The sequence below is a fragment of the Spirabiliibacterium pneumoniae genome, assembly GCF_014884995.1.
GTDB lineage: Bacteria > Pseudomonadota > Gammaproteobacteria > Enterobacterales > Pasteurellaceae > Spirabiliibacterium > Spirabiliibacterium pneumoniae.
Window position 1 is genome coordinate 191,490 of record NZ_JABMII010000004.1, and the last position, 12,973, is coordinate 204,462.

Below are 12,973 nucleotides of genomic sequence, written 5' to 3' on the forward strand. Positions count from 1 at the left end.
CTTAATCCCCATCGGCTTCAAGAATTTTTGCCATTACAGGCAAGGCTTGGATAAGGCTATTATAGTAGCTACTTTGTAATTTACCGACCACTTGATACAACAATTTGCTCTCTTGCTGATCGAAATCAAATTCACTCTTATTTAATCTTGCCACTTCTGCTTGTGCTTGTTCTAGCTGGCTTTGTGCTTGCTCCAACTGTTTTTGAGCACCATAAATATCAGCAATTTCCACAAAATTAGGGAATGATTGCGGGCTGATCAGCTGGCTTTGCGTGTGTAAAATCTCACCTATCGCCGCTAAGCTTAAATGACTTAAGAAATACTCTGCACGGCGTGAATCGCCTTGATTGAGGTATTTTTTTGTCAAACCCGCCACATCACCAATGCGCCAGTCTTTCAAGCCCAACGTTTGATTGGCCAACACATTCGCCAGCATAGATAGCGCATTATCACGCGCACTGAGGAAGTGATCACGGTTGTTTTCATACACCGCCGCAATGTCACTCAAGCGCTCACAAATATTGTCACTGATGCCTTTGGCGATCGCCAGCTTACGCTCAGTTAGCTGATCATCGGCATAAAGCACCGCCTCCAGCGCGTTGACCGTTTTATAAGAATGCTTATAAAGTGCGGTTCTAGGCGCAGAACTGCTTTTTAACACTTTTTGCATTTGCTCGGTGATGCTTTCGTTGCCCACGTGGAAAATATCCAAATAGCGTGGATAATCGATGGCGTCTTGATCCAAATCCCCCGCGATATACGTCGCCTCCACCGCTTTCCAACGCAAGATCAGGTCTTTAAAGCCGTTATCTAGCGCCGTGCTGCGCTCGCCTGCTTGGGAGGTGTCTAGCGTTTGTTGCCATAGGTGGCATTGTTGCACCGCACTTTGTGCATTTTTCACCACCACATTGTCATACATCGCCCCAAGCGCTTCATCTTGCTGGGCATTTGGGTCTTTAATTAACACCAACACCGCCACCACACTCACAAGCGCCACGATAATGGCTATTTTTTTGATACTCATAACGACTCCACAAAATCAAGCAACGCTTGTCGGTCACCTGCGTTTAACTGTTTAAATTTCTCTTTACTCTCTTGCCCCTGCCCCGCGTGCCATAAAATGGCTTCGGTGACGGTGCGCGCACGCCCATCGTGCAGCAACAAAATGCCTGCTTTCAAGCGTGCATTCAGCCCCCAAAGTGCGGTTGTGCGCCACTCGGTGGCACTGGCGTCAAATTCAGGGCGGTTGTCTGACAGCCCATCCCCCATCTCGTGCAACAGCATGTCCGTATAGGGCATAAAACGAACGCGATCGGCGGTTTCTAGCACGGGCGTGTGGCATTCCTGGCAACCTAATTGATTAAAAAGCTGCTCGCCATGTTGATATGAGTGCTTGCCCACATTGGCAGGCGCACGCAATTTTTTAAGATAAAACGCAATCGCATCAAGGCGCAGCAGCGGCAAGTCAATCCGCCCTTGTGGCGAATTGCGTGACGGAGAAGCATTCAAGCACGCTATTTGTGCCGCAGTACAATTCTCCTGTGGGTAAAACGGATTGGTCAACCCCATGTCGTTGAGCGCCGCGTCAGCGGTTTGCATACGTACACTGCTGTGCGCTGCCTTATAACCAAATCGCCCAATCTCTTTTTGCTGCGTGTACGGATTATACACCCACTGCACTTTCCCTTTGACCGCACTTTGACTATTAGCCTGCTTTTCAGCCATGGCAAGAATCGCCTCATCAGGCACGGCTTCCAACAAACCAAGCCCTGTCAACACAGGCGCAATGCGCAAGCTAATACGCGTGTTTTTATCCAGTGGACCATAATTAAGCTCGCTGAGCTCACCGATAGGGCGACGCAGCGAAACGGCTGTGCCATCGGCAAGCGTGTCAGTATGTTCTTGCCAGCGAAGTGCGGTTTTTGCCTCAAATGGCACACTGCCAGTTGCATTAATCGCAATTTGGCTGCCATAAACAGGATCAACCATGGTGACGCTGTGCGCTGGGCGTTGCGAATGCAGGCTTGGCTGAGAAAGTTTAAACACTAAAGTGCGGTTGACGCCTTGCCCTTTATCAAGCGCTGTTTTATGGCGGTTTTCACTATGGCATGCCACACAAGCATTGGCATTAAATAGTGGCCCAAGCCCGTCACGCGCGGTAGTCGCACTCGGTGCGACCACCCAAGGAATTGTAAAAAAGGAGCGACCGAGCATAAATTCATCAAGCTCGTCATCGCTTAAATTGTTCACGGCATGGTGTGTTGGCAACAAAGTGCGGTTCTCAAACAACCCGCCGTCGGCAGTTTTCGCCATAAGAAGGAGTGGAAAAGAAAAGCACACTGCACCTACAAGCCAAGGTGCAATGTGACATGATTTGCTCAATTGCATAATAACCCAGTGTTAAAAATTGGCGACCAAGGCCGCCAATTTTAGCAGATTATTTTTCGTAATCGTGATTTTCTTCACTATCGGTGACATCATCTGTGGTCAAGCTAACACCATAGGTTTTCGCCACCATCACCATTTTATCGCCAAGGCGACGCAATTCATTTTTCAAGCTAACGATATTTTGCGCTTCAGCTTTATTTTCTGGGTGAATTTGATAGTCAAAGTGCATTGTTGTTTTCGCTAAATGATCAATTTTTGCGATACGACCATTAATGCTCTTCAACATTTTTTCAATTTCGGCTTTATCTTGGGCATTCAACGCATCAATTGGGGCTTCACCAATTTTTTTACCGTTGTATTGACCTAGCAACACGTTTTCAAAGCCTAAGAAGTTTTGTGCAATGTCACGGTGTGTGTTGTCAGAGAAACAAGAATGCTCATCTTCTTCACTTGGTGTCAACACCGCAACCGCAATACGCTCATTCGCCAACTCAGATTTGATAAACATCCCCATACCAATGAAAATGTCTTTCAGCGCATCTGCTTCAGGAATATTTTCTTTTGCTTTGTCGCCTGCTAGTTTACCAAGCAACGCTTGACGATATTCGCCGTCTGGCGTCCATGCACTGTAAACCACTTCTAAATCATTCACTAACTTGTCGGTTGTTGCTTTGAGGTAGTCAAGGCGACGTTGTGCAAATTTATCGGTGGTGAAGTCAGTTAATGGGCGTTGGCCAGCGGTCATCGCGCCGTGTGTGACTTTATCTTCAATGAAGTTATTATAGTCTTGATCTTGACCCCACAATAAAAATTCAATGGCGTGATACCCTGAAGCCACGTTAGCTTCACCACCATTTTGGTTAAGCTCAGTAATCACTTCAGGGGTAATTTTATCCACATTGACATCGGTTGGATTTTCCCCACCTGGATTAAATTTTCCTTTTGAATCAATGATATTACCGCTGGTTTTCTTACCTTCCGCATCCACGGTGTAGTCAATCATATTTTCATCCAGTGGCCACGCATTGATTTGCTCTTCTTTGTTACCGTATTTTTCTTCTACCCAGCCTTCTTCGGCATCAATTGGCCCTTGAGAAAGGCGGAATACTTCAGATTGACCATAAGATTCACGAGAATCAAGCCAGGCTTGTTTTGCTTGTTTTAATGTCTCTTCTGTCGGATTTTTCACAAAGGCGTCAATCGCTTGTTGCAATTTTTTGGCGTCTTTCAAACTATCGGCATAAGCAAGATCTGCAATCTGGGCATAAGTGTTTAAAAATGACTGCGCTTGTTTCACCTGTGCAGCCGTTAAATCAGCAGCATTTGCACTGAGTGTTGCTGTGCCAATGGCAAGCCCTGCACAAATAGCAACGGTTAGTGTTTTTAATTTCAACATGTGATTCTCCTCGGGTTAAAAATAGAACGACTGTAAATACTAACTATTATCAGTCAAATTTAAATCAATATCAAATTTTATCCATCAAAAGAGGTATTTTTTACCGCACTTTGCTTATTGTGTTTCATTTGGTAACAGGAAAACACCCCGCATAGATAGCGTAACATACGCCACTTTTTGCTCAGCATGAAAATCTTCAGGGCGAGTATTCACTAAAAGCGATTTTCCCTGCCACAGTGCAATTACCTCCCAGTGATTGCCCATGTAAACCGCACTTTTGATTTCACAACGCGCTGACGGCAACCCTTCTTGCTTTAAAAATACAGCTTCTGGACGAATACCCAGCATACACTCACCGTCTTTCACCGCAAAGTTGGCATAATCGGGGAAGTCAAATTCATAGTCATTAATGGCAACGCGCCCATCATTCAACGTGGCAGGATAGATCGTCGACTCGCCCATAAAATTAGCTAAAAACAGGGAATTAGGGCGAAGATAAAGCTCTTTGGCACTTGCTTTTTGCATAATGTGCCCTTTGTGCATCACAATCACCTCATCAGACACGGCAAACGCTTCCGTTTGATCATGGGTGACATACAGCGAAGTGATGTTGAGCTGTTGTTGCAATTCACGAATTTTCTCACGCATTGAGCGGCGCAAATTTGCATCAAGGTTAGACAATGGCTCGTCAAACAACAATACTTTAGGTTTCAACACTAAGGCGCGAGCCAATGCGACACGCTGTTGTTGCCCGCCAGAGATCTGATCCACATAGCGATCACCGAAGCCTTCTAAATCCACTAATGCGAGTGCCTCTTCAATGCGCTGCTTGCGCTCTTTACTACTCACATTCAACATTTTCAAACCGTACCCAACGTTATCAGCGATCGACATATGCGGGAACAGCGCATAAGATTGAAACACAATGCAAATATCGCGATTTTGAATAGATGATTTAGTCACATCTTCGCCATCAATAAAAATTTGCCCCGATGTTGGGCTTTCAAGCCCTGCCACTAGGCGCAAAATGGTGGTTTTGCCACAGCCTGACGGCCCGAGCAAAGTCGTCATGGTGCCACGTTTAATGCGTAAATTGAGATTATCAATCACCACCGATTTGCCAAAGGATTTCGTGACATTTTTTAATACTAAAAAATCTTCATTATGTGTTGTCATTAGTCGTTCCTATTCGTTTGTCATTTTTGCTCGAGAACGCGAAATGCGAGTATCCCCAATTGCCCAGTCGAACAATAAGATAATCGACATCATCACCACAATTAATACTGAGCCATAGGCAATGGCCGTGCCGTATTCGCCATCTTCCACGCGATTTAAAATGTACGCTGTTGCCACACGCGTATCGGCGGTAACCAAGAAAATAATCGCGCTGACCGTGGTCATCGCACGCACAAAGCTGGTGACCAACGCTGACAGCAACGCAGGCTTCAGCAGCGGGAAGACAATATAGATAATCGTTTTAAACGAACTGCCTTTAAGGGAAAGGGAGGCCTCATCCAGTGACTTATCAAGTTGCCCCAACCCTGCAATAGCCGCACGCATCCCAATTGGCAAATCACGCATCACCATAGAAATAATGATGATAATGCCCGTGCCAGTGATGTACATCGGGGCATTATTAAACGCCAAGATATAGGACACCCCTGCCACTGTTCCTGGCACCGCAAAGCACAACATGGTTAAAAACTCGAGCGTTTTTTTGCCTTGAAACTCTTTGCGCACCACAATATAAGCAATCAATAACCCAAAAAGTGCGGTCAGAGGCGCGGCAATGCCCGCATAAATAATAGTATTGATAAGTGATGGCCACGCGCCTTCGCTGAAACCTTGCCCGAACATTTCCACATAATTGCGTGTGGTTAAGGTGTAGTCCACGCCCCAGTTGACGGTGAAACTCCCGTAGAAAATGCTGCCATAGAGCACAAGGTTAAAAACAATCCAAAATGCTAACAATCCAATGATAAGATTTTTCAAGCCTGCGGGTAAATCTTGCACATCGCCACGGTAAGACTTCCCTGACACCGTGACATAAGAGCGGTTGCCGATCCAAATATACTGCACGATAAAAATCCCGAGCGAGAAAATCAACAACAGGGTGCCTAAGGTACTCGCCGAGGCATAATCAAGCTGCGAACCAGCAATGTAGAAATAGATTTGGGTCGCGATCACATCGAAGCTGCCACCAAGCACTAAAGGGTTGGAAAAATCCGCCAATGATTGGATAAACACCAACAAAAACGCATTGGCCAACGCTGGGCGCAACAGTGGAAAAATAATTTGGAAAAAGGTTTGATAGCGATTAGCGCGCAATGTGTAAGAGGCTTCTTCAATCGACGGATGAATGGATTTCAACGCACCATCTAAAATCATAAACGCCAGCGGCGTGAACGCCAAAATTTGTGCAATCGCAATCCCGTTAAAACCGTAAAGCCAATTGGTATTCGTAAACCCAAAGTGAGTGTAGAGAAAATCCGTCACATACCCTGAGCGCCCAAGCATTAACGTTACCCCAAGGCCGACCACAAATGGCGGTGTCACGATCGGCAAAATAGAAAAGATCTTACCAATAAAAGCCGTACGTTTCGCAATGCGTGTGGTGTAAAGCGCAAATGCCAGCCCAAACACGGTAGACATCAGCCCCACAAAGCCTGAGAGCAACAATGAGTTGGTGATCACCCTAATGATATAGTTTTGACTTAAAATATGCAGCACTTGGCTAGGAACAAACTCATCGCCGTCGTAAAACATGGAGATGAAAATCGCTACCGTCGGATAAACAATAAAGAAAAAGATCAGCAAGATGATCGCCAACAGCGAGGCGATAATAAATTTATCCCCTTGCATCACTTTTAATTTAGCTAAAGAGAGCGTGGCGATCGCGGTGAGCGCCATAAACAGCACAATCACCGAATACCCCAGGCTAACTTTATACATAATGGCACTAATAAAAACCAAAAGTGCGGTTGCGCACACCAATCCCAACGACAATATCGCCTGCGCGCGACTTCCCACACCTAGCATCGGCAAAAATAAAAAGAGCAACACTGGCGAAAACCACAGCCAACTTAGGTTGACACTATACCAACCCATCGCCTCAACCATCTCATCTAAAGTCGAGTCAATCAGCCCATAATCCAACGCCATTGATGGCAGGCAAACAAACCCTAAAAAGCAAATCAACACCCAAAAGTGCGGTTTGTTCGCCATTGTTGTTATCAATTTCATAAAACCTCAAACATTAAAAATAAAAAGGGAATGGCGCAGCACCATTCCCTCTATCTTCACATATTATTTAGACAACTTCACTTCCTCAACCCATTTATTGATCAATGCCTTACGCATCTCAGTTGAGCCATATTTCTCAAAATCGTAGTTCACCAATTTCAATTTATTAGGATCTATCGCACTTGGTGATTGCTCTGCCGTGGTATTCGTTAAGGTTTGGTGAGATTGCCCTGATTTCCACGCCACTTCTTGCCCTTCTTTTGACAAGGCCCAATCCACAAATAATTTTGCATTGTCTAAATTACGCGCACCTTTCAAAATGCTCACCCCACCAAGCTCATAGCCTGTACCTTCACATGGTGCAATCAGCTCCAATGGCGCGCCTTTTTCTTTCTCAAGCGCATAGTCGTGCAAAAAGCCTATCCCGACCGCACTTTCACCGCGCGCGGCATTGCGCGCAGGGGTAATGCCCGATTTCGTATATTGTGAAATATTTTTGTCTAAGTCTTTGAAATATTGGAACGCTTTTCCTTCGTCCCACAACTGGACAAAGGTTGCAATTGCAGTATAGGCTGTACCTGAACTTTGCGGGTCAGCAATTTGAATTTCCCCTTTTAAGCGCGGATCAAGCAAATCTTTCCAACATTTTGGCACTTCATTAATGCCCAGTTTTTTTAGCCGCTCGGTGTTCACCCCAAAGCCCAAAATCCCGATGTAAATAGCTGATGAAAGGTTACCTTTTACCTTACCAGGATCACGGAATTTTTCATCAATTTCTTTTAAATTAGGTGATTGATACGCTTCCAACAACCCTAATTCACCTGCTTGCGATTGTGGGTCAAACGTACCGCCATACCAAACGTCTGCTTGCGGATTGTTTTTTTCTGCCTCAATTTTAGCGAATGTGCTACCTGAGCCATTACGGATAAACGAGGTTTTCACATCGTATTTTTTAGAAAACGCTTGTACTTCGCTTTCGCACATTGCATTGGTTGCACTACAATACACCACCAGACGCCCCTTAGCCTGTGCCGTTGCCGTAAACACCCCCGCAATCAGTAATGATGCCGCCACCAAAGATAACTTAGACATTTTCATACGCTCTCCTTTTTATGTCGAAATACGAAAATTGAATTTAGTATATCGAAAAAATTCCTCCCATTCTGTGAGTTAATTCACAAGTTGTTAAATAGACGTCTATTTGTTCTAAAAGTGCGGTTTATGCCCACTATCATTTACGAGTTGGCTATAAAAATCCCACAATATGGAATACTTATTTTACATTATGAAACTATGGCATTGATCACATAAATTGAGTATTTATTGCGTTAAAGTAATTGCGGATAAGGATGAAATATGAATGAAACTAAAAGTATTTTGAAAAGCATCGATGTACTTGAAGCTATCTCTGTTGGATACAGAACACTAACTGATATCCAAAAAGCATTAGATATGCCTAAAACCACTGTGCATAGAACACTAAAATCATTAGAAACTAAAAATTATATTCGTCATGTTGCTGGCATTGGTTATGTATTGGGCACCAGTATTATTAGACTAGGCATTATTGCACAGGAGCAAATGCCACTCAAAGCCATTGCACATCCTTATTTGGAAGAGCTGGCAAGGCTAACAAAAGATACTGTCCACTTAGGCATTCGTGAAGGCGATTATATTTTTTATTTAGACAAAATTTCAGGATCTCGCCAGATAGAAATGCGTTCAAGAATAGGTGATCGACTGCCTTTAGTCATCACTGGTATAGGTAAATCTCTGATGCTTGATTTGCCAATAACAGAGATAAATCGCTTAATTACTCACTACGCGGCAACAGACAAACACGAAGAGCTGAAAAAACGGATGAGTGAGTATCGTAAAGGTGATTTTTCTTTTGATTTGGAGGATAACTGCGAGATTTTACGCTGTGTGGCTGTGCCAATACGCAACAAATATGGACAAATAATTGCTGCTATTTCTGTTGCGAGTATCAGTGTTTATATGCCTAACGAAAGAATGCATGAGCTAGTTGCTGTACTAAAAAACACTGCACAGACCATTTCAAACAAAATTGAAAATTTATGATATTCGCTACAAAAAATAAGGAGAGTATATGTTAAGTGATTTACGCAATAAAAAAGTCATCGTAACCGGCTCATCTGCTGGAATCGGTCTTGCTGTCGCGCAGCTTTTTGCTTCACTCGGTGCAACGGTTGCCATAACATCAAGGCGACCACCTAAAGATCTTGATAATTTACTGTCACAAATGTCGCAAGCAGGGGGAAAAGCAGCTTATTATTGTGCTGATTTAAGTGAGGAGTCTGAATGCAAAAAACTAGTCAATGAATTTGTTAGTGAGCATGACGGTATAGATATTCTTATCAACAATGTTGGCGGACTAGTTGGGCGAAAACAACTACCCGAAATTGATGAACAATTTCTTGAAGCCGTTTTTAACCTTAATGTAGCATCTGCACAATATATGACCAAATACGCCCTTCCTCATTTACTTGAATCAGCTAAACAAGCGAATTGGACTAGTTCGGTAATTAATGTTGGATCTTTTGCAGCTTATATGGGTGGCGGACCTGGCGCCTCGTTATATGCAGCATCTAAAGGCTGGCTACATACCATCACAAAATCATGGGCGATGGCCTATGCTAAAGATGGTATTCGCTGCAATCTTGTTTCACCAGGCACTGTTGATACTGATTTTCATGCAGATAAAGATCAGGCAACACGTGAAGCTATAAACAAAACTATTCCTCTTGGTCGATTTGGCACAGCCGAAGAAATGGCCCCCGCTTTTGCATTTTTGGCATCACATCAAGCCGCTGGTTATATAACAGGACAAATTATCAATGTTAATGGTGGGCAATATATGCCTTAATCTTTTCTCAAAATGTCATATTTTATTAGGAGACTTATATGAAAAAATTAACTCGGCTTATCAGCATCATCGGTGTTTCTTGCCTTGCCGCTACGACTGTCTCTCAGGCGGCAGATTATCCGACACGTAATATTGAGGTGATTGTGCCCTACTCTGCAGGCGGTGGAACTGATCTTGTTACTCGCGCATTTGTTGATACTGCAAATCAGTATCTACCGCACAATATGGGCGTTGTAAACAAAGCTGGCGGTGGTGGTGCTGTAGGTTTAACAGAGATCGTGATGGCTCGCCCAAATGGTTACAAAATTGGTACGGGTACTGTTGAATTAACTATGCTACCAAATTTAGGATTAGTTAATTGGAAAGCCAGTGATTTCAAACCTATTGCGCGTTTAAATGCAGAACCTTCTGCTATTTCAGTTAAATCTGACTCACAATGGAATACCTTCCAAGAATTCATTGATTATGCCCAAAATAATCCAGGCAAAATTCGCATTGGTAATTCGGGTACAGGTGCCATTTGGCATATTGCTGCCGAGGCATTAAGTGAAAAAACAGGGGCAAAATTTACACATATTCCGTATGGTGGTGCAAACCCAGCTGTAACCGCACTTTTAGGTGGACATATTGAAGCCGTGACCGTGAGTCCTGCAGAAGTGATCACACATGTTCAAAATAATACCGTGCGTATTCTTGCAATAATGGCAGATAAACGCTCAGAAAAATTCCCAGATGTTCCAACACTTAAAGAATTAGGTGTTGATCTTTCTATTGCAACATGGCGAGGTATTGTTGTCCCCAAAAAAACACCTGATGATATCGTAAATAAGCTCAGTGAAGTAGCTCTAAAAGTGAGTCAAAATGAGGCTTTCAACCAATCACTCGAAAAAATGAATCTGACACCTGCATATCTAAACTCAGAAGAATTTGAAAAAGTGATTGAGCACGATAATGCCTTTTTCCATGACATTATGACCAAATTAGGCATGGCTAAATAATTAATTTCAGGTGCTAACCTTAGTTAGCACCCATTTACTCGCTTGAGGTTAATTATGGAAAACCATAAAAAAATAATTGATTACATCATATTATCAATTTATATCTTCTTCCTCGCTGTCGCTTCTTTTGCTCTGTATTATGCTAATACTTTTCCTGATTTCACGATGGCAAATGATATTGGCGCAGCTCGCTTTCCACTGTTTTATGCAACCGCACTTGCGCTACTTTGTCTCATTGGTATAGGCAAAACCTTGTTTAAACCAAGTTTAACAGAACCCATTAGCTCATTACCACTCAATATCAAACGCGCGATTATTGCAATTATTTTTAATATATTAACTATTTATCTCATTCCAATAATTGGGTTTTATCTAGCTTCATTTTTATTTTCATGTGTGTTAATGCTGCTGCTAGGCATCAAGAGCAAAAAAAACATCATTTTAACTGCATTGGGAATAACAATCTTAATATATATCGTCTTTCAATTACTACTCAACGTTCCACTCCCACTGGGTATTATTTTTGAATAATATTGAAGGAGAAATCATATGGAAAACTTAGAATTATTACTTGCAGGATTTTATAGCTTGTTTACTCAACCCATGGCAATATTTTTAGGGCTTATGGGTGTGTGTATTGGCCTTGTCTTGGGTGTATTGCCTGGCTTAACAGCCACTATGGGTGTTGCCATTTTATTACCCTTTACCTTTGGTATGGACTCTGTTTCAGCACTTTTAATGATAAGTGGTGTTTTTTTCGGAGGTATTTACGGTGGCTCCATTACTGCTGTTTTATTAAACATCCCTGGTACGCCTGCTGCTGCCGCAACCGCACTTGATGGTTATCAACTTACACGCAAAGGTAAAGCGGGCTTAGCCCTAGGTTTTGCTACCATTGGATCCGTTATTGGTGGGATTGTTAGTGTTTTAATGTTAGTTTTCTTAGCACCATTACTGGCAAAATTTGCGCTTGAATTCTCAGCGCCAGAAAATTTCGCACTTGCCATTTTTGGTTTAAGCATCATTATTAGCATTTCAGGCAAGTCATTATTAAAAGGGCTCATCACAGGCTTTATTGGCTTGCTAATTGCAACAATAGGACTAGATCCTATGACAGGATACCCCCGCTTCACTTTTGGCAATCAAGAGCTTATGATCATTCCTTTCATCCCTGTTATGATCGGTTTATTTGCTGGCTCGGAGGCATTCAAATCCATTTCTGAGCCTAATGAAGTTGAACGCAATCATATTCAAATTCCTAGTGTTATACCAAAACTAAAAGAAATTAAAGATCAGTTTCTACTGATGATTCGCTCTGGTTTTATTGGTAGTTGCATAGGTTCGGTGCCAGGGGCTGGCGCAGATATTGCTGCTTTTGTGTCGTACAATGAGGCCAAACGCTTTTCAAAACATAAGGCGCATTTTGGTACAGGGCGAATTGAAGGCGTAGCCGCTGCTGAAGCTGGCTCAAACGGTTGCACAGGTGGCGCAATGTTACCTATGCTGAGTTTAGGCATTCCAGGTGATGCGGTCACTGCAGTAATGTTGGGTGCACTGACATTACAAGGACTTCAACCTGGCCCACTTTTATTTAAAGAACATAGTGGCATGGTATTCACATTATTTGCGGGAATGTTTATTTGCTACATTGCATTATTGGTCATTGGATTATCCACACTCAAATACTTAGTCAAAGTGTTGTCCATGCCTAAATCTTATCTAATTCCTATTATTCTGTGTTTATGCTTGGTAGGTACTTTTGCAATTAATAACTCTGTATTTGATATCAGCATCATGCTCACAGCAGGCATTGTCGGTTATGTGTTAAGAATGCGTGACTTCCCAGTATCACCCATTGTGTTAGCTATGATTATGGGGCCTATGGCTGAATCCAATTTCAGACGCGCACTCGCACTCCATAATGGCAGTGTTGAATTTCTCTACACAAGACCGATCACCGCCACACTGTTTTCAATTGCTATGCTTACTATTTTCTTCCCTGTTATCAAAGTAATCTATAACTATTTGGTTTCTAAATTTTCAGTGAATAAGGGAGTTTAA

11 protein-coding genes are annotated in these 12,973 nt (G+C 42.9%); 5 read left to right on the forward strand and 6 right to left on the reverse strand.

The annotated features are described in order from the left end of the window. Position 1 precedes the first annotated feature (1 nt). The 6 genes from HPC38_RS03320 to HPC38_RS03345 all read right to left on the reverse strand — a co-directional run bounded on the left by HPC38_RS03320 (position 2) and on the right by HPC38_RS03345 (position 8,125). A complete protein-coding gene (locus HPC38_RS03320; RefSeq protein ID WP_208119854.1) occupies positions 2-1,024 on the reverse strand; it encodes a hypothetical protein in 1,023 nt (340 codons plus the stop codon). Then, entirely contained in the window at positions 1,021-2,313 is a 1,293-nt protein-coding gene (locus HPC38_RS03325; protein WP_208119855.1) for a di-heme oxidoredictase family protein, read from the reverse strand. Before HPC38_RS03325 ends, HPC38_RS03320 begins: the two co-directional genes overlap by 4 nt. Before the next feature lie 124 nt (positions 2,314-2,437). Continuing rightward, positions 2,438-3,784, reverse strand: a complete 1,347-nt coding sequence (locus HPC38_RS03330; protein WP_208119856.1) for an imelysin family protein — start codon at positions 3,782-3,784, stop codon at positions 2,438-2,440. Positions 3,785-3,898: 114 nt separating this feature from the next. Then, entirely contained in the window at positions 3,899-4,960 is a 1,062-nt protein-coding gene (gene fbpC / locus HPC38_RS03335) for a ferric ABC transporter ATP-binding protein (RefSeq protein ID WP_208119857.1), read from the reverse strand. A 9-nt stretch (positions 4,961-4,969) separates the two neighbouring features. Next, positions 4,970-7,009: an ABC transporter permease gene (locus HPC38_RS03340; RefSeq protein ID WP_408021841.1), complete on the reverse strand. Its 2,040-nt coding sequence runs from the start codon at positions 7,007-7,009 to the stop codon at positions 4,970-4,972. 81 nt (positions 7,010-7,090) lie between these two features. Further along, positions 7,091-8,125, reverse strand: coding sequence for an ABC transporter substrate-binding protein (locus HPC38_RS03345; protein ID WP_208119859.1), 1,035 nt, complete (start codon positions 8,123-8,125; stop codon positions 7,091-7,093). A gap of 258 nt (positions 8,126-8,383) precedes the next feature. On the opposite strand from HPC38_RS03345, the gene HPC38_RS03350 reads away from it, so the two are divergent. Genes HPC38_RS03350 through HPC38_RS03370 form a run of 5 tightly spaced genes read left to right on the forward strand, consistent with a single transcriptional unit; the run spans position 8,384 to position 12,973 of the window. Then, positions 8,384-9,109 (forward strand): IclR family transcriptional regulator, encoded by a 726-nt coding sequence (locus tag HPC38_RS03350; protein WP_208119860.1) that lies wholly within the window; start codon positions 8,384-8,386, stop codon positions 9,107-9,109. Between the two features lie 28 nt (positions 9,110-9,137). Beyond that, positions 9,138-9,914: an SDR family NAD(P)-dependent oxidoreductase gene (locus HPC38_RS03355; RefSeq protein ID WP_208119861.1), complete on the forward strand. Its 777-nt coding sequence runs from the start codon at positions 9,138-9,140 to the stop codon at positions 9,912-9,914. Between the two features lie 38 nt (positions 9,915-9,952). After that, complete coding sequence (locus tag HPC38_RS03360) at positions 9,953-10,912, forward strand: Bug family tripartite tricarboxylate transporter substrate binding protein (protein WP_208119862.1); 960 nt, start codon at positions 9,953-9,955, stop codon at positions 10,910-10,912. Positions 10,913-10,966: 54 nt separating this feature from the next. Continuing rightward, the gene (locus HPC38_RS03365) at positions 10,967-11,443 is read left to right on the forward strand and encodes a tripartite tricarboxylate transporter TctB family protein (protein ID WP_208119863.1); all 477 of its coding nucleotides are present in this window, start codon (positions 10,967-10,969) and stop codon (positions 11,441-11,443) included. An 18-nt stretch (positions 11,444-11,461) separates the two neighbouring features. Beyond that, positions 11,462-12,973, forward strand: a complete 1,512-nt coding sequence (locus HPC38_RS03370; RefSeq protein ID WP_208119864.1) for a tripartite tricarboxylate transporter permease — start codon at positions 11,462-11,464, stop codon at positions 12,971-12,973.

What these genes read in the sequence shown, in the direction of transcription:
- HPC38_RS03320 (WP_208119854.1), bottom strand. Translation starts at nt 1,024, where the DNA reads ATGAGTATCAAAAAAATAGCCATTATCGTGGCGCTTGTGAGTGTGGTG.
- HPC38_RS03325 (WP_208119855.1), bottom strand. Translation starts at nt 2,313, where the DNA reads ATGGCGAAAACTGCCGACGGCGGGTTGTTTGAGAACCGCACTTTGTTG.
- HPC38_RS03330 (WP_208119856.1), bottom strand. Translation starts at nt 3,784, where the DNA reads ATGTTGAAATTAAAAACACTAACCGTTGCTATTTGTGCAGGGCTTGCC.
- fbpC (WP_208119857.1), bottom strand. Translation starts at nt 4,960, where the DNA reads ATGACAACACATAATGAAGATTTTTTAGTATTAAAAAATGTCACGAAA.
- HPC38_RS03340 (WP_408021841.1), bottom strand. Translation starts at nt 7,009, where the DNA reads ATGGCGAACAAACCGCACTTTTGGGTGTTGATTTGCTTTTTAGGGTTT.
- HPC38_RS03345 (WP_208119859.1), bottom strand. Translation starts at nt 8,125, where the DNA reads ATGAAAATGTCTAAGTTATCTTTGGTGGCGGCATCATTACTGATTGCG.
- HPC38_RS03350 (WP_208119860.1), top strand. Translation starts at nt 8,384, where the DNA reads ATGAATGAAACTAAAAGTATTTTGAAAAGCATCGATGTACTTGAAGCT.
- HPC38_RS03355 (WP_208119861.1), top strand. Translation starts at nt 9,138, where the DNA reads ATGTTAAGTGATTTACGCAATAAAAAAGTCATCGTAACCGGCTCATCT.
- HPC38_RS03360 (WP_208119862.1), top strand. Translation starts at nt 9,953, where the DNA reads ATGAAAAAATTAACTCGGCTTATCAGCATCATCGGTGTTTCTTGCCTT.
- HPC38_RS03365 (WP_208119863.1), top strand. Translation starts at nt 10,967, where the DNA reads ATGGAAAACCATAAAAAAATAATTGATTACATCATATTATCAATTTAT.
- HPC38_RS03370 (WP_208119864.1), top strand. Translation starts at nt 11,462, where the DNA reads ATGGAAAACTTAGAATTATTACTTGCAGGATTTTATAGCTTGTTTACT.